Annotated in this window: 19 protein-coding genes; 4 read left to right on the forward strand and 15 right to left on the reverse strand. The window is 53.6% G+C overall.

What is annotated here, in order from left to right:
* Positions 1-5: 5 nt before the first annotated feature.
* The 5 genes from LEPIL_RS22875 to LEPIL_RS07065 form a co-directional block, all read right to left on the reverse strand.
* Positions 6-1,208: a restriction endonuclease subunit S gene (locus tag LEPIL_RS22875; protein ID WP_002771302.1), complete on the reverse strand. Its 1,203-nt coding sequence runs from the start codon at positions 1,206-1,208 to the stop codon at positions 6-8.
* Positions 1,209-1,322: 114 nt separating this feature from the next.
* Positions 1,323-1,793, reverse strand: a complete 471-nt coding sequence (locus LEPIL_RS07050) for a PIN domain-containing protein (protein ID WP_002771304.1) — start codon at positions 1,791-1,793, stop codon at positions 1,323-1,325.
* Positions 1,790-2,965 (reverse strand): ImmA/IrrE family metallo-endopeptidase, encoded by a 1,176-nt coding sequence (locus tag LEPIL_RS07055; RefSeq protein ID WP_002771306.1) that lies wholly within the window; start codon positions 2,963-2,965, stop codon positions 1,790-1,792. Before LEPIL_RS07055 ends, LEPIL_RS07050 begins: the two co-directional genes overlap by 4 nt.
* 107 nt (positions 2,966-3,072) lie before the next feature.
* Positions 3,073-5,097, reverse strand: a complete 2,025-nt coding sequence (locus LEPIL_RS07060; protein ID WP_002771308.1) for a type I restriction-modification system subunit M — start codon at positions 5,095-5,097, stop codon at positions 3,073-3,075.
* A gap of 172 nt (positions 5,098-5,269) precedes the next feature.
* Positions 5,270-6,130, reverse strand: coding sequence for a flagellar hook-basal body protein (locus tag LEPIL_RS07065; RefSeq protein ID WP_002771310.1), 861 nt, complete (start codon positions 6,128-6,130; stop codon positions 5,270-5,272).
* A 73-nt stretch (positions 6,131-6,203) separates the two neighbouring features.
* Between LEPIL_RS07065 and LEPIL_RS07070 the strand changes: the two genes are divergently transcribed.
* The 4 genes from LEPIL_RS07070 (at position 6,204) to LEPIL_RS07090 (ending at position 11,203) form a co-directional block, all read left to right on the forward strand.
* On the forward strand, positions 6,204-7,358 hold the full coding sequence (locus LEPIL_RS07070) for an ATP-grasp domain-containing protein (protein WP_002771312.1): 1,155 nt from the start codon (positions 6,204-6,206) through the stop codon (positions 7,356-7,358).
* Positions 7,355-8,005, forward strand: a complete 651-nt coding sequence (locus LEPIL_RS07075; protein WP_002771314.1) for a class I SAM-dependent methyltransferase — start codon at positions 7,355-7,357, stop codon at positions 8,003-8,005. The genes LEPIL_RS07070 and LEPIL_RS07075 overlap by 4 nt, the downstream gene beginning before the upstream one ends.
* A gap of 224 nt (positions 8,006-8,229) precedes the next feature.
* Complete coding sequence (locus tag LEPIL_RS23360; RefSeq protein ID WP_002771316.1) at positions 8,230-10,299, forward strand: oxygen-binding di-iron domain-containing protein; 2,070 nt, start codon at positions 8,230-8,232, stop codon at positions 10,297-10,299.
* Between the two features lie 40 nt (positions 10,300-10,339).
* On the forward strand, positions 10,340-11,203 hold the full coding sequence (locus LEPIL_RS07090; protein WP_002771317.1) for a class I SAM-dependent methyltransferase: 864 nt from the start codon (positions 10,340-10,342) through the stop codon (positions 11,201-11,203).
* A 95-nt stretch (positions 11,204-11,298) separates the two neighbouring features.
* Here LEPIL_RS07090 and LEPIL_RS07095 read toward each other — a convergent pair whose 3' ends face one another.
* From LEPIL_RS07095 to LEPIL_RS07140, 10 genes are all read right to left on the reverse strand, one after another.
* Positions 11,299-12,201 carry a GerMN domain-containing protein gene (locus LEPIL_RS07095; protein WP_002771319.1) on the reverse strand — a complete coding sequence of 301 codons (903 nt, stop codon included), beginning with the start codon at positions 12,199-12,201 and terminating at the stop codon, positions 11,299-11,301.
* A 233-nt stretch (positions 12,202-12,434) separates the two neighbouring features.
* Positions 12,435-13,676 (reverse strand): mannose-1-phosphate guanylyltransferase, encoded by a 1,242-nt coding sequence (locus LEPIL_RS07100; RefSeq protein ID WP_002771320.1) that lies wholly within the window; start codon positions 13,674-13,676, stop codon positions 12,435-12,437.
* Positions 13,677-13,729: 53 nt separating this feature from the next.
* Positions 13,730-14,674, reverse strand: a complete 945-nt coding sequence (locus tag LEPIL_RS07105; protein ID WP_002771321.1) for an SPFH domain-containing protein — start codon at positions 14,672-14,674, stop codon at positions 13,730-13,732.
* Between the two features lie 5 nt (positions 14,675-14,679).
* A complete protein-coding gene (gene hfq, locus LEPIL_RS07110; protein WP_002771322.1) occupies positions 14,680-14,919 on the reverse strand; it encodes an RNA chaperone Hfq in 240 nt (79 codons plus the stop codon).
* Positions 14,920-14,973: 54 nt separating this feature from the next.
* On the reverse strand, positions 14,974-15,906 hold the full coding sequence (miaA, locus tag LEPIL_RS07115) for a tRNA (adenosine(37)-N6)-dimethylallyltransferase MiaA (RefSeq protein ID WP_002771323.1): 933 nt from the start codon (positions 15,904-15,906) through the stop codon (positions 14,974-14,976).
* Positions 15,903-16,475: a guanylate kinase gene (gene gmk, locus LEPIL_RS07120; RefSeq protein ID WP_002771324.1), complete on the reverse strand. Its 573-nt coding sequence runs from the start codon at positions 16,473-16,475 to the stop codon at positions 15,903-15,905. The genes miaA and gmk overlap by 4 nt, the downstream gene beginning before the upstream one ends.
* Before the next feature lie 16 nt (positions 16,476-16,491).
* The gene (locus LEPIL_RS07125) at positions 16,492-17,328 is read right to left on the reverse strand and encodes a CheR family methyltransferase (protein ID WP_002771325.1); all 837 of its coding nucleotides are present in this window, start codon (positions 17,326-17,328) and stop codon (positions 16,492-16,494) included.
* Position 17,329: 1 nt separating this feature from the next.
* On the reverse strand, positions 17,330-18,409 hold the full coding sequence (locus LEPIL_RS07130) for a hypothetical protein (protein ID WP_002771326.1): 1,080 nt from the start codon (positions 18,407-18,409) through the stop codon (positions 17,330-17,332).
* A gap of 12 nt (positions 18,410-18,421) precedes the next feature.
* Entirely contained in the window at positions 18,422-18,760 is a 339-nt protein-coding gene (locus LEPIL_RS07135; RefSeq protein WP_002771327.1) for a hypothetical protein, read from the reverse strand.
* Complete coding sequence (locus LEPIL_RS07140) at positions 18,757-20,706, reverse strand: flagellar assembly protein A (RefSeq protein ID WP_002771328.1); 1,950 nt, start codon at positions 20,704-20,706, stop codon at positions 18,757-18,759. The genes LEPIL_RS07135 and LEPIL_RS07140 overlap by 4 nt, the downstream gene beginning before the upstream one ends.
* Positions 20,707-20,754 lie beyond the last annotated feature (48 nt).

The following is a 20,754-nucleotide window of genomic DNA, read 5'->3' on the forward strand; positions in this document are numbered from 1 at the left end:
TGTGGTCAGTTCTGCATGCCCGGTGGAAAGGCAATGTCAAGGTTTTCTACATCAAGCTTGCCGCTCATGAGCCGGGGGAGCAGGGCGTCACGGGTTTGTTTGAGGAGGGTATTCTGCTGAAGGAGGTTCTCTTTGACCTTCAGCAACTCGCCGATTTCGAGGTCGAATCTCTTTAAAAGGTTTGCGTCTGGTAAAAGCATAAAGTTTGAATAGGCCTGCGACCGATTTAATCCCGGCACGGCCGAATCATTGTTAACAAAATTCAACGAATGAAGAGCAAAAAATAAGTACCTGAAACTGATTTCCGCACGAACAAAGTATGCTGTATCAATGACGTAGTAGTCAGTAGCCGACCAGAATATACTACCAACATTACCCTTTCTACCAACGATGATGCCTGGACCTTCAGCGAGTTTGATCTTGTGATAGCCTACTATTCCACTCGAGCCGTATACGGGAAAACCACTACCCGATCGTTCCTCTTCTTTCAATGCCTTACCATAGCACAATTCCACCACCTCCGCCAGCTTCTTCACCTCCCATCCTTCGGGGATGCCTTTGTGGAACTTCGTCTTCTCGTGGCCCGGAAAGCGCATGCGCACAAACCATTCGCGGTAGATCTCTTCGGCCATCTTTTCGAGCAGGGCGATGCGGCGGTTGTTGTTCTCGATCAGCTCGTCGTAGGCGCTGAGGATGGCGGCGATCCTTTTCTGGATGGGAAGGGGTGGGAGGGGGAGCCAGATCTTTTCAATATCCTTCGGGCTAACATTAGCTTGATTTGCAGCACCATGGGCAAGCATGGCAATTTCCGTCATTACAGCTTTTGTCGATAGGAGATAAAACCAGAAACCAAGGTGGCTCTTTTCTTCATCTTTGACTATAATTTTCCCGGCTCTTTGATTGAGTACGCTAATGGAATCGTAATAATATCGCCCCACTCGCCCTACAACTGACCCGGGTTGAGTCAAATGTGATCCAGTAAGAGAAATAAGGACGTCACCTTTTCTTACAATAAACTTCCGACCAAGCTTATCTGCAATCGCACGCGGAATACACTCGGTATTCCCGTCATCAAGAGATACATGGCCCAACTTAATGTTACCGATTTTTATAACCGGTACGCCCACGGCCTGGAAATCTTCGCTCTTGAATGCGTAGCCAGACAAGACAGTAACATACTCCCCAATTTTGCAAAAGCCATACTTCATTTCACGCCCCACCCATATCCGGTTATGCTAAGATCACGTTCTTTGCTCCACGCGACCCTTATGCTATACGGCCACTTGCCGCCTCTGTGGTTTACCCTCTCTGACGGAAACCATTCAAAAGCTCCAGCCCTGTTCCAGCATAAATGTCTCCAGGTTCACCGAACGAATTTTGTAATGATCGCATACGTTAGGAATCTTAGCTGCCCCTTTCTTGAATCTCTCTTCTGTGACGACCGCAGCTTCTCGGACTTTGGCTAACGCGATAACGAAGGGGTCAGCTACCGGATCGCCGCGCAGCCTCTGTTTTTCGCCGATCAACCCCTGAAACAGACTGTTTGAAAGGATGTCTCTGACCATCTGAAGCTCTTCAATTGAGGGTGTTAGAAAGATGCGCTTATTCTTTTTCACCCAGGCCTTCAGATCATCGCTGATATTCTGCCTTTCCAGTTCGTTCCATGACTCTCGTACCGAGATGATCTGGCCCTCTTTCACAAGTTCATCCATCCCTTTCCACACCGAGCGAAAGATGCCGGGGTAGAAATGCTGCAACGAACGGATGGAACTCGTATCAAAGACGTAGATCAACGCGAAGCTCCGGATAGGATTTTCGCCTCCAGGCCATCAAGGTTTTTCGGATGGATCCCCAGAAGCTCGGCAGCCTTCGTATCGTTATAGATATGCCGGTCGTATTTGCGCAGCACCTCTCTTGTAAACGTTGAGCTGAGATACGATGCATGCGTCGAGAACCAGTTTCCTCCGCTGCCTTTCTTCATCTGTGCGGACCACTCCTCTGCCTTCTGCTTATAAAAGCGTAGCGAGACCTTGCTCTGGTTTAGAAGGCGCCTCAGAATGGCCTCTCGGCTAACGGAATAAACGCCGGCCAGCTGTGAAAAAAAGGAATCGGGGAACGATTCAAACGATCCCTTTTGAGATGAGATTCGCGCCTGAAAATCAGCTTCAGGAATTAATACTTCAGCCGCTATGGCATTACAGAACTGCTCCAGCTTTTTCTCTCTGGCTGGCAAGCGCTGAATATAGCTCTCGTCCTCTTTCGATATACCGTTCACATGACAGAGAAGATGCGCAAGCTCATGCAACAGACTGAATATCTGCCTTGAAAACGTGGTGCTGTTGTTCAGGTAAATAACAGGGAATTCATCATGAAAAAGGCAGAAACCCGAGATTTCTTTCTGCTTGAAGCTTTCTTTGAAAACGAAAACGCCTCTGGCCTCGATTCGCTCTCGCCATCCTTTCATGGCCTGATCGGTGGTCCGCCAGTCGGCCTGCTCTTGCAGGGTAACGCCAAGGAACTCGCGAATCGCTCGCGCCTGTGCAGGCACAGGCTTTGTAGGCGAAAGGGCTATTTGCTTCCAGATTTTTTCGTCTGATGGGTTTCTTTCGTCAAAGGTCTCGATGAGGGAGAGTTGATATGCATGAGCCTTACGGATATGCAGATGCGTGTCGGCTGACAGCTTCTTTAGATCTTCATCGGGCAGGGTGCGAAATTCCTTCCTGTGGATTTTTTCTGCAGGGGGTTCGGGAAAAAAGAATACGGCAATAGGTCTTTTGTAAATGTCGTAGGCCAGTTTTTCAAGCTGCGAATACGTCGGGAAGGATTCGCCTGCCTCCCAGGCTGTGATGAGGTCGGGCTGCTTCTTCAACCTCTTTGCTACGTCATGAACAGTGAGGCCAAGAGATTCCCTTGCCCATTTGAGAACGGCGGGTTGAACCACTGTAACCTGATCTTTCTTAGACACAGAAATCTTCTCTCTTTGTTGCATCTCTGGAAAAGTGCCTTTTCGAATGACGCCCAGCCTGAGTTTATCCCGACTCTGCCCTATCTGACCGCAAAGTCCAGGGATTTTTACGCTTCACCCAGGATTGCCGCCATATTTTTACCGATCACCTTTTCCAGTCTGGCCGCCTCTTTGCTTAAAGCCGAAAACTCATCGTGCATGGAGGACAGGTCTGACAGGAACTCTTCTTCGGTCTTGCCGTCTTCCTCGATGACGACGCCTACGTATCGCCCCGGATTAAGAGAGTAATCCTGCTCGGCAATCTCGGCCTGTGTTGCTGCCTTACAGAGCCCGGTCACGTCGGTGTAGGCGGCGTCCGGAAAGCGTTCCTGAAGCCACGCAATATGGGTAAAGAAATACTCAGTAGAACGAATCTCGCTATGAAGGAGTTCCAAGCTTGATTTCAGGGTCTTATGCGATTTAGCATCCTTGCCCTTCTTCTCAATACGTCGAACCCTTCCGTCAACATCTTTCAACAGAACATGCAAACTCTCAAAGAAGGGACGGTAACCACCTGCCAGCTTCCTCTGAGCATCGTTCGTCTTTTCAACGTCTTTCAGTTTTACGATTTTTTCGTAGTCGGAGTATTTCTTTAGAAGAGACTTTACTTCTTTGACAATGCCCGAAAAATCCGGTACATCCTTCTCTCCTTCAGCCTTTAAGAATTCTTGAACCCTTCTGGCGACTTCCTGAATGCCGGACTCATGCTGCAATAGCCCCGCATTCCCATCAGCGAAATACGCATGAATCAATTGAACGAACGACTCCCTGTTCCCGCGATAGAGTCGGCTAATGCAGGCAAGGTTCTGGATCTGCTCTTTGCTGAATTCGCGATGGGCACGGTCGATCTGCGTGAAGACATTCCGTGCATCGACGAAGAGGATGCGCTCGTCTTTCTTGGCTTTATCGAAAAACCAGAGCGTGGCCGGCAACGTTACCGTATAAAACATATTCGACGGTAGAGTGACCATTGCGTAGATCAGGTTCTTCTCAATCAGTGTTTTACGAATATCGGCTTCGCTATGCCGTGCATCCGAAGCGGAGTTAGCCATAACAAGCCCCGCTCTGCCTTTCGGGCTTTTCCCTTTTACGAGTGAAGTGGCAAACAGGTTAATCCACAGGTAGTTCGCATTGGGAACCGTTTTGTTCTCTTTTGATTTCGTCTTATTCTGTGGAACGCCGTATGTGTTGAAGCGCCTGTCGGCCTTGACGCGAGCCAGAGCGACATCGTCGACATTAAACGGCGGATTTGCCAGTACATAGTCAAACTTTTCAAAGCTTTGAAAGGGATCTTCGTAGTAGGAGTTCGCCTGTCGCACATCTCCGCGGATGCCGTTCACGGCAAGGTTCATTCGTGCAAGTTTAACCGTTTCAAGGGTCTTTTCCATTCCCGACACGAAAAGGTCGTCCTTGTTACCGGCGTGCCTTTCTATATAGCGACCTGACTGAACGAACATACCGCCGGACCCACAGGCCGGATCAAACACAGTACCGCCTACGGGCTCAAGGATCTCCACCATCAACTGAACAACGGAACGCGGAGTAAAGAACTCCCCGCCGCTCTGTCCTTCGGCAAGGGCAAACTTGCCCAGAAAGTATTCGTAGATCTGACCAAAGAGATCAGCGTCTGTATCGCGCGGAATATCGGCAAAGGTTTGTAATAGGCGTTTCGGAATCTCACGTTGTTCCGGGCGTCGAACAAGTCTAAAGTACTCCTCCTGGGGCAAAACACCTTCAAGCTCGGGCTTGAATTCCTCGATCGACTTCATAGCCTCTTTCAAAGCAGCGGCGATGTCTTCTTCATCGGGCAGATTTAAGAGGTAATCATATCGAGCGTTGTCGGGCAGATAAAAGCCACACTTGGCTATTGCAATTTCGTCAATCGGTTTCGACGCTCTTCGGCCAGATCCCTTCTCAAATTCAGATAGGATTGCCTTTTCATGACGTGTGTAGATATTATCAGCAAAACGTAAAAAAATAATTCCCAGAACCGGCGTGACGTACTCCGAAGACTTCAGGTCCGAATTCGCTCGCAAATCATCGGCGGCTTTCCAGAGGTCATCTTCCAGCTTTTTCAACTCAGCGGCGTTCATATCGTCTCAACTACCCTTACCGGACTGCTTCCAGTGCATTGGCCGCCCTGTCAGGGCAGCCTCTATCGAACGCAGGATTCTGAATCCCGCCTGTCCGTCAAGATAACACAGGGGTGGGACGACCGCGCAGGCAGCCGACTTTTCAAATCAAAGATGAGGGTGAAGAATTCGCCTATCGCGCCACTTCATTTATCAGCTTGCCGAGCAGCGCATCATGCGTCGTCACCGACTTCTGATTCGCCTCGTATTCACGCTGCACCTCGATCATCTTCGTCATCTCGCGCACGATATTGACGTTCGAGGCTTCGAGGAATCCCTGTAAAACAAGGGGCTCCTGATCGGGCTTGAATTCAAGCATCGGTCCCGATTCGGGCGTTACGGTAAAGAAGCTGTTGCCTTCTTTCTTGATCTCACGGGGAAACTCCACCGTGCGGATCTTGATCTTATCGAGCAAAACGGGATCTTCCCAGCGGTTCTGCGTTTCGTTTGTGCCGGCCTCGGCCTCGTTGCCGATGCGGCGGTTAATCCAGACCTCGCCGTTATCCTTCACGGTCCAGTTCCAGCGGGCGACCTGTATAGGTCCTTTTTCTCCCATCAGAGGGAATCCTTCCGGAGTGACAAGATAGCCTTCTTTATTCAAAACAAACGAGCCGTTGCGGCTGAGGCGTTCGCCGCGATCCGTTTGAACTACAAAGAAGGCGGGGCTTTCTTTGCCGCGGTCATCGAGCATCAGGTCAAAGGGATTGCCTGTCGTCTTCACCGCTCCCTGTTCGAAGCGCGTATAGCTTTCGTTGAACTCCACACCCGTTCCCAGCTTACCGACCATCGGAGCGAGATCAAAGCTGCCCATCGGCGTCCATCCCAGCCCGTCTTCGCGGGTGCGCTGAAGCAGCAGCTCGGGAAAGGACTTAAAGATGGCGTCGTCGGCCTTGAAGCCGGTGCGATCGACGTTGGCCAGGTTATTCGAGATCACGTCCATCTTATACTGGTTCATGATCATGCCGGTGGAGGATGTGTAGATGCCCCTTAACATAAGTACAGTATCGGACGATTTCACTTGAAGCGAGAAAAAATATGCCGATGATGGATGCAGGTTTCTCAGAGTGATGACGCAGTATTTCTTTTCCTGTGGAGCGGGCTCGCATCAGCTGCCGCTTCTTCTGGCCGCCCGCAGCCTGGGCCTCGGTGTGGCCGCCGCCGATCTGAACGAGGCGGCTCCGGGCTTTGAGCTAACCGACCGCTCTTTTGTCAGTTCGATTCTCGACCGTACCGCTCTCATCGATGCCATCGAAGGCGACGACGACCTTCGCCGCCATCTTGCCGGGGTCGGATGCCGTTCGTATGGCAAGGCCGTTGAGATCGCCGCATCGCTGGCGCGACATTTCTCGTTGCCGGCAAATCCGCATCGGTCGCTTCGCTTCTTTCGTAACAAAGCCCTATACAAAAAGACGATGCAGGACTGGCAGATCCCTGTGCCTGCCGACGTAAAGCATCCGGCAAAGTATATCGTGCGTCCGGCCGACGGACATGCGAAAGAAGGCCTGCAGATCGTCGAGCTGCCCGAGTCTCTTCTGGCCGAGACGTCTCCTGCGAAATCAATTACGAAGCCCTCAGCAAGGCCGTTCATCGAGCCGTTTATCGAAGGCAGCGAGTGTATTCTGCTTGGATTGATCGTGCAGGGAACGTTTTATCCGGTGCTTTTAAGCGATCGGTTCCGCAACGCCGACTTCTCGGATCGCATGCACGTCTTTCCGTCATCGCTTCCGGGCGGCGTGCGCTATGAGATGGTCGAACACTGTCGCCGCATCGTGCGTCGCAGTGGCCTTGAAAACGGCCCCTTTCTCGCCGAGTTCATCGTCGCCGGCAACACGCCCTACCTTGTCGAATGCGCCCCAGAAGTCGGAGGCGAGTTTCTTGCCGACGATATGATTCCTGCCGTTACAGGCCTGCCCTATTTCGAGATGCTGGTGCATATCTACTGCGGCACCGACAGCGAGCGCATGCGGCGTCTCTTAATCGAGCATCTGGAGCGAGAACGCTCGCAGGCGATGGTCATCGGCTTTCTACCGCCGACCTCTGCCGATGCAGGTCCGCTGCTCTTCTCGCCCTCGCTCTACCGACATCCGGGCTTTTACTCCGCACGCCCCCTGCCTGTTCTACCGGGTCAGAGGCCTAACGCAAGGCGCCCCGGCGTGATCGCCCTCACGGGTCATGTCTCGGAGCGCGACAGACTGATGCAAGACATGGAAGGCTTTTTGTGAATCTACGAACCCCCTGGAATCGACACTATCAGACCGAGAAATCGCGCCAGCTGTATCCCGATGAGAATCTCGTACGCCTGCTTGCAGCAGCTCGAAGCGAACTCAATCCAGAGAACGCATCGGCCCTGGACTACGGCTTCGGCTCGGGTCGTCATTTGTATCTTTTACAGGAGATGAGATTCGGCCGCATCGCCGGCTGCGAGATCAGCGAAGTCGCCTGTGAACAGGGCCGCCAGTCGTTTCCTGAAATGGATCTGCGGCTTGTAACCGAGGCCGAGATTACCGGGGCTGTCATTACCGAGGCCGAGAGCAAACTGCCCTTCGACGATGCAAGCTTTGATGTCATCGTCTGCTGGGGCGTGCTTCATTATCTCTCAGACTCCGGACGCATGCGTCTGCTTGAAGAGTTCTCGCGATTGTTAACGCCCCGCGGCCTTTTTGTCGGGACGCTTCGCTCAAATCGAGATACGCACTTCGCGCATTCCGACGTTTCCGATGCAAGTATGACGCTTTTCTCAGAAGAGGATGCGCGGACGCTGCTCGACCGCTTCTTTAAAGACGTGGAGCTCGGCCACATGGAACGAACTCCGATTGGAAAGCTTGACCAGCGCATCGCTCACTGGTTCTTTCGCGCACGGCGGAGTTGAGAATATTTCTCAGTTCGCCCATAGCACAGCTAACCCTATCTGAGATTCGATTTCAGAACATATCTCAAATCGATATGAGCTATGACTGTGCCTGATTTAGAGCCTTTCTAAGCGCGAGTCAGAAATCTATGATTGATTGATGAGGCAAACTATTCTGCTAACATAGAATTGTAAGCGATTTTTAATAGGCTTGAAAGCCTGCCCTTTGCGCCGAAAATGACTGTATGAGCCCGACTGACCTTGAAGCTTTTCGAAACGAGCGGGGGTCCATCGACTTCAGCCGTCCGGTTGAAATCGCTCCTGATATCTTCTGGGTGGGTAACGTTCTTGAAAACGACCCCTTTCAATGCCATCCCTACTTCATTCGCAACGGAAAGAACTCCGTGCTTATCGACCCGGGCTCGATGCTACAGCTCGAAAAGATCATCGAGAAGATCACGATGGCCTGTGATCTTTCTGACGTTCGCTACATTATTCTGCATCACCAGGACCCCGATCTCTGCGCCGCCGTGCCGCATCTCGAAAAGCTGATCAAGCGGCCCGATCTCGAGATCATCACACACAGCCGCATGTCGGTTCTGATCAAGCATTACGGCATCGACGCTCCTTATTATAATATCGATCAGCATAACTTCGTCATCGACGCCGGCGGGCGCACGCTTCGTTTTTATACGACGCCTTACTGTCATTCGCCCGGCGCCTTTGTCACCTATGATGAAACGTCGAAGGTGCTTTTTTCGTCTGACATTTTCGGCGGTCTTGAGGATTCCTGGCATTTCTATGCCGACGAGAACTATTTCAAGAGCATAGAAGGCTTTCACATGGCCTACATGCCCAGCCGCGATATTCTGAACTATGCTCTTCGCAAGATCGAGGCCCTTGATCTTGAGCTCATCGCTCCGCAGCATGGCTCGGTCATCCGCAAGCCCTATATCGCACCGCTCATCGAGCAGATGAAGCAGATGGAATGCGGCCTCTATATCGATCGCAAATACGGCAAGGATCTTCTTCGCACCATCGAAAAGCTGAACAATCTGCAGACGGAGTTCGAGGTTTCGCTCGACGAGATCAAGAATCTCAAACGGCGCCAGGACGGAGACTACTTCCTCACCTCGTTGCTCATGCGACCGCTGCTCAAGAACTTTAACAAAAGCGACGACGTAACGACGGATTTCGTCATCATACAGAAAAAGTCGTTTCTATTTAAGGATCGCCATTACCAGCTCGGCGGCGACCTCTGCGTCAGCGGCAACATGCTCTTCAACGGGCAGCGCTTTACCCTGTTCTTTAACGGCGATGCGATGGGCAAGTCCGTACAGGGAGCGGGCGGCGCCCTTGTGATGGGAACGGTGCTTAACTCTATCATCGCACGCTCGGCGGGTAACGATCGATCGCTTGACGTCGCTCCCGAACAATGGCTGCGCGAAACCTACGACGAGATACAGACGCTTTTTCTGTCGTTTGACGGGGCGATGATGGTTTCGGGCATCCTCGGCCTTCTCAATGAAGAATCGGGCGAGCTGCTCTTTGTAAACGCCGAGCATCCGTTCCTGATCCTCTATCGTAACGGACAGGCACAGTTCATCGACGAAGAGCTTACGCTGCGCAAGTTCGGTAGCCCATCGGAGCTCGACTTCTTTATTCACAGCTTTCAACTGCAACCGGGCGACGTTCTTATCTCGGGATCAGACGGCAAAGACGACCTAAATTTACGGCCGGGCGAAACAGTTCCACAGATGAATCAGGACTACCGGCTCATCCTCAAGATCATAGAAAAGTCAAAGGGCAACCTGCGACGTATGGTGAAATCGATCTTCGCCGTCGGCGAGATCACCGACGACCTTTCTCTTCTGCGTGTAGGCTTCAAAGAGCCGGCGCATAAAAGAGAGCCTCAGGATCTGACCGATGATCTGATCTATGAGCTTCAGATCTCTAACCACATCCGTAACCGAAGCTTCTCAAAGGCCCTTGACCTGATGGAAGGGCCGTCTGAAAAGCAGTCTCCCGAGATCCTCTTTTACAGGGGATTCTGCTTTATTCAGGAAAAACGTTACCTGAAGGCCCTGAAATATCTGACGAGAGCCATCCAGCTCAAGCCCGATTATTTCAGAGCCTTGAAGTATGCGGGCATCGCGCATTACCGGCTGGGTAATCTGCGCAAATGTGAGAGCTACTGGAATCAGGCCCGCGCCATCCGGCCCGATGATTCTTTAATCGAGAGCAAATACCCCGAGGTCATCAAGCGCCTCGAACGACAGAAGGTGCTTCTTGGCCGCAAGCAGATGAACGAATAAGCTTCGGGAACGGGCCTCACCGACCGATTCTGTTAATGATATGGAAGGTATGCCGTGCCCCGTCTGCCAGTCGCAGTTTGAGGCCCTCTACGAAATCGAGAGGTTCTCGCCGCCTCTTGAGATTATTCGCTGCCCTTCGTGCGGTCTGCAGAGGCAGGCAAGATTCCCGGCCGATCTCAGGGCGCTCTACGGCGAAGAATATTATACGGGACAGGCCGATTACAGCTACGAAGACGAGCGCCGGCAGGAGCCCTACTACGGCCACGTCTGGAGGGCGCGTCTTCGCACCATTCGCAGGCATGTTCGTCCGCCGGCCGCTTTGCTCGATGTAGGATGCAGCTTTGGCGGATTTGTTCAGGCGGCAACCAGGGCCGGCTTCACGGCAACAGGCGTCGATCTTTCGGACTATGCGGTGAGCGAAGGCCGGCGCCGGGGGCGTAACCTGATTCACGGCGATCTTACAGACGTTCGCGGACGATACGACGTGATCACGGCCATCGAAGTGCTCGAACATCTGCCCGACCCGGCCGAAACCGCATCGCGCCTTTTTGAGCTTTTACGCCCGGGAGGACTTGTCGTATTACAGACGGCTAACTTTCTCGGTCGGCAGGCGATAAATGCCGGCGCCGACTATCATTACTATCTTCCCGGTCATCTGTTTTATTATTCGACGTATAACCTGCGCCTGCTTCTCGAACGGCACGGCTTTCAGCGAGTGCAATTTTATAGAGGCGTCGATTTCGGCCTGCTACCGAAACTGCTGAAGATGCGCGGAAACTTCAAAACGCTCACAGATTACCGGCGCATGATTCCGACCGCTCTCTATCATCTGAAAAGCCGGATCGCCTTCGGCGACTTTGCGCTCACCTCGTCGATGGTCTGCTACGCCCGAAAGCCTCGCTGACAATCAATCGATATTTATCACCCGGTGATGACCGCGAGTGACGTCGATACAGGATTCCAGGGTCTTTCATGATTAATCATGGATAATCATGGATATTACAGAGATCTGTATTCTTCGATCGGACGATCAATATGACGCACAGGCTGCGCCACAGGAATGGCATCTTTGCCGGTCCCAAGCTGCCTGACGACACGCCCATCGACGATGATACGCACGCCTTTGATCTCACGGAATTGCAGAAGCGTCAGGCAGAGCTGATCCAGGCGATCCTGCCGGATCGGAGCGCTCATACGATGAACCGATTCGCTTACATAGACCTCGGCGATGCTGCCATCCATCGTAAGACGTTTCACCTGTAACGAAGCATCAAAGGCGTTTACAAGGCCCTTCTCTTTTGGTGTGGGCCCCTTCTGTAAAAGCGTAAGGGCCTTCATGGCATCGACGCTTTCAGGCAGGGTGCGGCGAACCTTCATCATCACCGTCTTTCTGCCCTGAAATCCCGGATAATAGAGCGTGAGATGCGTCTGCACATGGCCGTCTTTTTTGATCACGGGAAGGACAGGCAGCCTTTCGTCAGCCGCCTGCATGCCATTTTCATCAAGCGAGACCTCTTTGAGTTGCAGCTTCGCCTTATCAAGCGTCTGCGTCAGGCCTTTCTTAACGACGCGGGTAGCGTCCCGTGTCAGATCGTCGGCGACCTCTTCAGCCTGCAGACGCGCCGATTCCGATACGTCTTCGGCCCGCTCTTCGATCTCATCTCGGGCATCTTCCACACCGCGCGTGACGCTCTTTTTTACTTTGCGCTCAAGAGCAGGACGATGCAGACGATCAAGCCGTTCGGCTTCATCAAGGGCCGATTCGGTCAGCTCGTCGGCCGACAACCGCTCGACGCTGTCAACACCGGCAAGCTTCAACTGCCGGTCGGACTGATGGTCCAGAAAGACCAGCAGCACGACAACGCTGAACAGGATGAGGATGGTTCGGTTCTCGGTCTCCATAATTCCCGGTACAAGTAAAAAGGGGCCGTAGCCCCTTCTTTTATCGGCAGTCCGGCAGGAGAAATCCAATACCGGGAATGACTTAACCGATCAGCGCAGTTTCTTTTTGTGACGATTCAGTTTGCGCTTCTTTTTTCTTTTATGAGTGCGAATCTTTCTTCGTTTTCTTTTCTTTCCGGACGGCATCTGGTTCTCCTGTACGATCTTGCCAGGCAGGCAACTCGGTCATTTTCTTATTGTAAGAAGCTCTGTAAAGCAGGTTTTTCCTTGAGCTTTGCGATGAGCTTCTTGATGTCGTTCAGCCGCTCTTTTGTGGCGATGAGCACAGAGGTGTCGGTCTCCACGTATACGAGATCCTTCACGCCAAGCAGGGCGATCAGGCGCTTTGAGTTCGGCACGATGATGTTTCCCCGTGCATCAAAAGCGGCGGTCTGCGTCTTCTCGCCGGCAAAGATGTTTCCGTCGGCATCGGCCGATTCGCTGCGAATGCGTTCGAGGGCCAGCCAGGAACCGACGTCATCCCACTGAAACGAAGCGGGCACCACCGCCCTGCGCTGTGAACGCTCCATGATGGCTATATCTATGGGCTGCTCGGGCAGCGTCGGGAATACCTTTTTGAGAGCGGCTGCGCTCTTATACGTCTTTTCAAGCGGTTGCAGGATCTCGGGCGCATGCTTGCGGAATTCTTCAAGGATGACCGATCCCTTCCAGAGGAAGATGCCGGAATTCCAGAGGAAGCCGTCTTTTACATAGCCGGCCGCCTTCTCGATATCGGGCTTCTCGTGAAACTGCTCGATCATCCAGCCGGCCGGTTTAAGAACCTCGGATTTACGGGGCTGTATATATCCGTAGCCTGGATCAGGCCGTGTCGGAACAATCCCACACGTAACGAGATAATCCTGCTGCGCAAGGGTCATGCCTGCCTTCATGGATTCGGCAAAGCGGTCAAGAGGCTGAATAAAGTGATCTGCGGAGAGTATAACCTGAACACTTCCTGGAAAGCGAGACTCCAACTGCAATGCGGCAAGGGCGATGATCGGAGCGGTGTTGCGTCCTTCGGGCTCAAGCACAAACTGCGCATCGGGAATCTTATGGCCCTTCTGGATGGCCTTTTTCAGCGACGGATTGCATCCGATGAAGATGCGATCGGCCGAGGTGAAGGCCCTGGCTCTATCGATCGTTTCCTGTAAAAGGGTCTTGTTGGAGTAGATCTTCTGCAGCTGCTTCGGCGTCGATACGGTGGAGCGCGGCCAGAAGCGCTCTCCTTTCCCGCCTGCCATGATCAGTACGACGGGCTTCGATGCATTCGCCGATGTCGCCTTCTTTGCAGGGGCTTGCTTTGCAGGCGCTTTTTTCGCTGACGCAGTCTTCGCCAGACCGGCTGCCTTTTTTTTATTGCCGCTATTCGATGATTTCTTTGACTCTTTAAGATTCTTCAGGTTTTTCAGATTCTTAGCTTTCTTTGCCGTGGCCATAGTTATATCCGGTCTGACCGATTTTTGGAGGGGTGACGCCCCGGCAACCGTTATCAGGGCGGAGTCAGATCGCGAAAGCCGCCGTTCGACGGATCCGTTCCCTGATCGAAACGATGCAGGCCCGTATCGCCGCCCGGCAGTAATCCCGAACCGGAACGCTTATCGCCCGTAAACCGATCATAGGGCATGACGAATACTTGCACCCGGTCGTTGAGGCCGTCGATGGCGATATACTCGCGAAGATCAGGATAACGACCGAGCAGCTCCCCCAGCTCGGCGAGGTGCTTGCGTTTCCCTGAAAGCAGGATCTCATCGGCGGCGCGCTTAACGCGAGCCTCTTCGATCTGACTCAGCCGTCTCAGTCGATCGTCGACAAGCCGCTGTCCGTTTGCGAGAACGGCTCTGTAGCGCGCCGGATCGGGCACGGCGATATCTTCGATGAGTACCGATTCAATGACGATGCCATCGGCGCTGAGAGTCTTATTCAGGTCAGTCACGAGCTCACCGCGAATGTACTGCTCGGCGCTTCGCTCCAGTGTATCGAGCTGGTCATCGGCACCCAGACGATCCCGGAAGGCCGTGAACCAGAAGTCGTCAAGACGAAGCTTGATCAATGCTCCGATACCCTCGACGTCGGGCGTTTCAGCCTGCGCAAGCAGAGCAGAAAGCGCAGGCGCGTCAATGCGGTAGCGATAGTTCAGCGTCAGCTGAACGGCAAAGCTCTGATCCAGGCCGAGGATCTCATGCTGAGAAAGAAAATAGAGCTGCTTGCTTCGCAGATATCTGCTGTGAAGCGACACCCGATTCAGCGTCGGCCCTGCGGGCAGCCATCGTTGCGGAAGAAAGGCAGTCTCGCCCGGCAGAACGATACGCTGCGCACCGCCCCCCGCATCGCCGAGGATCAGTACTTCGTTCTCATCAGCTCTGACGAAAGAAAGAAGAAGGATCGCAGCAAGAAACAGGAAGGGCAGCGCCCGGATTATCCAGCGTCGCAGCATTCCTTTCAGGATTCAGGATCGGCAGGTCGTTCCAGCGATACCGGCTTCGGAATAATTATCGTCGAAATCGCATGTTTGTAAATCAGACTCTGCTTCCCGTCATTTTCGATCACGATGGTGAAATTGTCGAAGCTCTGGACTTTGCCTTTTAAAGGCACGCCGTTCATTAAATAGAAAGTGAGCTCGATTTTCTCTTTGCGTGCGGAATTCAGGACAAAATCCTGGATGTTATTTTTTTCGTTCATCTGTTTGTGTGGTCCGCTTTTTTTGCCACAGAATCGCAGACGATTCAGAGTGCGTCAACTCCGAATTCCGGCAGCCATCAGTTTTTCAAGGTTCTGCAACGCCTCGTCTCTTCCCAGAGCGGGAAGAAGCTCGGCCTCACGTCGAAACCAGACCCTCTGTCGACGGCCATATTGAAGATGCGAGCGAATCAGGGGCTCTTCAAGGTCCTTTCGGCTCAGGTCGCCGGCGGCAAACTGGAGCGCCTCTGCGTAGCCTGGAGTTCGCAATCCCGGACAATCACCAAATTCTCGCTGCACGGCTACCGCTTCGTCCACAAGCCCATCTTCGAGCATCTGCAACGCTCGTTCGCGTACCTTCTGCTTCCAGGCCTCGGCTTCAAGGTCAAGCCAGACTCCGGCAAAGGAAAGGTCGCCGCGCTTCTTGAATCCGGATTCATAAAACGATCGAAGAGGACGGTCGGTGAGTAGCAGAATATAAAGGGATCGCTCTACGCGATAGACGTCGTTACGATGTACGCGCCCCGCGGCAGGCACGGCCCCGGCCTCGCTGAGCGAGAGCGGGTCCTTGGCTTCGAGCAGGGCAAGACGCTCGTCGTGACTCATCGCATGCACGGAGGCACGCAGCGCCTCGTCGTCGACAAGCTCGATCATTTCGGTGGTCAGCGCACGATAATAAAAGCCTGTGCCGCCGCTGATAACGGGGATTCGCCCTCTTTTTAGAATCTCGGGAATGAGTTCGTTGCAGGCCTTGCGAAACTGCCCGGCGCTGTAGCTCAAAGCAGGGCTCAGGAATCCGACCAGATGATGCGGAATTTGTTCGAGGGTTTGACGATCGGGCTGCGCCGTTCCAACGGGCATGCCCTGATAGATCTGTCGCGAATCGCATGACAGGACTTCGAGATTATAACGCTCGGCCAGTTTCGCAAGAAGGGCGGTCTTACCCGTCGCCGTCGGGCCGAGCAGAACCGGTATAACGATCTCGCTCAAATGGCTCCTTCGCTTCGCAGGATGTCTTCGACCTGGTTCACACAATGATCAAGGTTATCGTTAATGATGCGATGATCGAATTCGTCGGCCCGGGCAAGCTCGTCGCGACCGATGCGCAGGCGCAGCTGCACCTCTTCTTCGGATTCCGTTCCCCTGTAGCGCAGGCGGGATTCCCAGGTCTTTTCGTCGGGCGGAAGAAGAAAGATAGTGACGATTCGCGAGCCGTAGCGCTCTTTCAGCGTCGTCATGCCCTGCACGTCGATGTTGAGAATGAGCGTTTTGCCAAGGCTGTGCGCTCGATCGACCTCGCTCACCGGAACGCCGTAGAGATTACCGTGCACCTCTGCATGTTCGATGAAGCCGCCCTGCTCCACACGCCTGCGAAATTCTTCAGGCGGTAAGAAATGATAATGGACGCCGTCCTGCTCGCCTGCCCGCGGACGACGGCTTGTCGCCGTGACGGCCGCATACAGGCGATCGTTTCGTTCGAGCAATCGGTGCAAAACGGTGTTTTTGCCGCCTCCGGAAACGGAGGACAGTACTACGATGCGGGCGCTCTCAGAGTCCATGCCCTTCCAGTATTTTTCACCCTTCCTTTCTGTAAAGAATTCCGAGCGGAGTGCTGATCGTCCTGAAATCCGTATTCAGCATCTGAAGGCTTTCTGCATGACCGATGAAAAGATACCCGCCTGGAAGAAGCGCTCTGTGGAAACGATCGACGAGCACCTTCTGCTCTTCGCGCTTGAAATAGATCATTACGTTGCGGCAGAAGATGACATGCATGCCTGACGGCGTCGACTGAAAGAGGTTCTCGACGCGAAACTCGATCTTTTTCTTTATATCGTCCCGCACCTCGAAGACCTCGGGATCGTCGGTCAGAGGCTTGAAATAGCGCTTGAGAATCTCGGGAGGAATCTTCTCGATCTTGCGGCCCGTATAACGACCTTCCTGGGCGAACTGCACCACGCGAGTCGAGATATCGGTGGCGACGATACGAAAATTGAAGAATCCCACCTTGCGCATCGATTCGATCAGCTCGATGGCAAGGTTATACGGTTCCTCTCCCGTCGAGCAGCCGGCCGACCAGAGCTTCAACTCCTGACCCCGGTACTGTTTGAGAACTTCGGGCAGCACGTGCGTTTTAAGAGCGTCATAGTTCTGCGTCGTGCGCCAGAAATAGGACTCGTTCGTCGTCACCACTTCAAGGAAATGAACCATCTCATTTCCTTTATCGTTCTGCAAGAACTGATAATACTCGTCGTAATCCTTCATGTTCAGCGTGCGCAGACGCTTGCGGATGCGATTAGAAAGCAGCGTTATCTTGTGTTCTTTAAGATGGATTCCGGCTCGTTCATGGATCAGTTTCGCGAAACGATCGAATTGAACGGTCGTCATGTCGGGAATATCAGAAAAGGGGATCATATCACCTGCCTCTTCCACGGTTTATACGACTGCCCTGGTTTTCCATCACTTTCCTGATAAATTCGATCTCACCGACGGGAATTCCCGTAAAGGCGGCGATCTCTTCGACAGGAACGTTCCTCTGTAGCAGGGTGCGGACGAATGTGGCCCTTTCTTTCACGTTAGAAAGATCGGGTACGTTAAGGTCTGACAGCCACGTAGCTCGGGTCTCTTCGCTCTCCGGTGTCGCCGGGTTTTGAACTGCACGAGGCGGTGGAGTAGATTCTGCGCGAAAGTCCTCGGGCAACGGTGGCGGGATGGGGGCAGCACGCTCCGGATACGGCGTTTTCGGAGAGTATCCCATCAATTCCTCTTCGAAGCTGAGCCGCTGTTCAGGAGTCGGCTCTTGAGCTTCCGCAGTCCGCTGTCGCTCTGTCGAAGTGTTATCCTGTACGTAAGGCTCATCGACGGGCAGTGACGGCAATTCAGGCAGGCCAAGTATTCGTCGTGCAAATCGACCGACGCCCGAGAAAACCGTCTCTGCGCCCGGTCCCCCTTTCGGCTGCGGATTCTTCCCTGATGAATTCGAACGATCCTTTTTTGCTCCGATCAGATCGGCCAGATCACCAGGGTTAGACGCACCGGACCATTCGATGCGATCCTCACCGGCATCACGTAACAATCGCTCCACGGTCCGATCCGCTCTTACATCATCAGTCTGCCTCATCGGTGCAGCAGGCTTTTGAGGCCCCCTGGGTTCGGGCCCTGTCAGTTCAGGCGGGGTCTGCGACTCCTGTATCTCTGAAGAGGGTCGCTTTTTGCGGCGCTTTGACGACTTCTCGTATTCCACAAGAAGCGCTTCGAGCTCTTTTTTCAGCTCATCGGCTCGACTTACGACGCGATAAAACGCTTCATTCTTTTGCGTTATACTCTCGAGCGTCGTATCAAGATAACGTACGACCATCTCGACGTTTTCATAGAATTCGCGCGGAATCCCCTGTTTCTTCGTTTTTTCAAGGGCCTTTCCAAGGCGGATCGAAAAAAGGAAATAGAAGAATCCCAGAAAGATCAGGTTGAGAAAGATGAGTATGCCGTAATCCACGCGTATACCTGCTCAGGCCGAGAAATCGATATGCTGCGGTGAAGGCGAGCTTTTCGTCTTCCACATCATGCCGCCATAAACGCCGGGCTCAGATCGCCGCTCCGGCTCTTTCTCTTCGCGCTTCACGCGATTCGTGTAAGAGCGAACGCGCAACGGAGCCTGATCTGAAAGTGCGGCAGAGGCAGCCGTAGCTACCGCCGGTTGCGTCGATTCCTGACGCTGCAGATTCGTCTTTCGAGCCTGATCGACGTCATGCAGGAATCGATACGTATAAAGGGCCTGCGCCTGAGCGGTCTGCTGACCTCCAGGAGCGGTGCCGTTTACGGATACCTGCATGTCGATCAGTCTCATCGCCGCCTGCCCGCTCCCGGACGATCGGGTTTGCCGATCTTGATATGGCCTTCATGATAGGAGAAGACGACTCCGGTTAACCTTTCAGTCACTTCATAGCTGGCGTTTCGTATGTTGATGATGACGCCGGGGAAAATCTCTTTCTCGACGACGACCTTCCCCTCAGAGGCCATCTCTTCCATATACGTTTCGAGTTTTTCCTTCTCGGCCTTCAGTTCCTTCGATTTCTCGGTCAGAGTTCCGATTGCCTCGGCCGCCTCTTTCAGGCGGCGCACCTGTTCGGCGCCAAACGTCTCGGGGTCGTTCTTCTGGCGCGTTTCAAGCGTCGACTTCTCCCTCTGCTTTTCTTTCAGTTCGGTGTCGGTCTCGGTCACCATGCGCGTCAGATCCTCGTATTGATGCAGGATGCGCGGATCGGTGCCGACGGTGATCTGAGTCGCCGTGTAGGCCTGCGAGCCGATAATGCGAGCGCGCACCTCTTTCGTCGCCCGAATCACGCCGCCGACGATCTGTGCGCGACGGCCCGAACAGACGATCTCGTTCCCGGCTTCTACGTGGCTGTGCAGAATCGACTCTTGAACGGTGATATCCTGGGCGGCAAGTATCTTCGCCGACTGAATAAACTTCGCGATCACCGACCCTCCGGTCGACTCGACGACGGCTTCGTCGCGGCCCATAATACCGGACTGAATAATGATATCGCCCTCACCTTCGATTTTCGCCTTCTGTACCGATCCACGAACTTCGACGTTGCCGGCCGCTTTGACCTCGTAGTTATCGAGGACGCTGCCGCCTACATGCACCGAGCCGAGGAACATGACGTTACCGCTTTTCGGACCGACGTCGCCGGCCACCCTGTAGATGGGCTCGACCGAAAGGCGGGTGCCTGAAAGCACGACCTGTCCGTTGATTTCAGCCGACAGCTTCATGCCATCCTGAGAGAGAATGGTGTTTTTGCCCGGCTTGAGATCCACGTCTTTGCCGTCACGGGCCGGCAGTATCCGGTTAAACAGCGATTTTCCGGCCGTTCCTTTTTCGGCGGGCATCTTTTCGGCGAGAATCTGGCCGACGACGACGTTCTCCACAAGATGCAGCTCTTTGAAGTCCACCTTGCCCTGTTCGTCCTCGCGCAGCTCCATCTCGCGCTTCACCTTCACCTTGAAGTCGATGTAGGCATCGCGGCCATGTTTCGCCGGAACGCCCTCGGCGGCGAGTATGTCCTGCATATAGCGGTCTTCATTGAGAGCGGCGGCAATCTCGTCTTCTTTGAATCCGATCACGACGCCATGCGCCTTGAGAGCGCTGACGATATCGCCGACCTGTAAGTCTCGACCGCCTTTCTTCGGCGCCGTAATCGTTACGTAGGCCTTCATCTCGTCGGGAGTGATTTCCACACGACAGTTCGAGTCATGCTCGGGCCGTGGCTGGAATTCGGCGACCTTGATCATCTCGCCGCTCTGATCCTTTATGGCCTGCTCGATATGCCGCATGTTGTAGCTCTGGATGCCGCGCTGCTCCAGTCGACGCGTGCAATCCTCGACCGTCGCCGGTCGCCCGTTGCCAACTGCCGGCTGTACGACAATAAAAACCCCTGAAAGATAGATACGCACGGCGACAGACCCGTCTCTGTGTTTCGGCTCCACAAAGCGCTCCAGCTCGTCGCTGAGCAGGCGATCGCCCGCGCCGATCTTCATCGAAAATTCTTCAAGATCGGCGTAGGCGCTTGAGGCCGGCAGCAGGCTGACCATGATCCGATAGGGCGATTTCGAAAAAAGAGAGCGCTTGCCTCGTTCGAGAATCTCATAGTCAAGCATCGTCAGGTCACGGTTGAAATACTCCGCCGCTCTGTTCAAACAGGTGGCGATGGAAAGACCGACGACGACGACCTTATCGTCGACCTGGGGGCTTTCTTCGGCATCAAGCAGCGTTTTTTTCAGTCGGTCCATTTTGAGTTCAAGAGTAACGCACTCTTCTCATGCAGGCAAGCCCTTTCA

This window comes from Leptonema illini DSM 21528 (genome assembly GCF_000243335.1).
In the GTDB taxonomy this organism is placed as follows: Bacteria; Spirochaetota; Leptospiria; order Leptospirales; family Leptonemataceae; genus Leptonema; species Leptonema illini.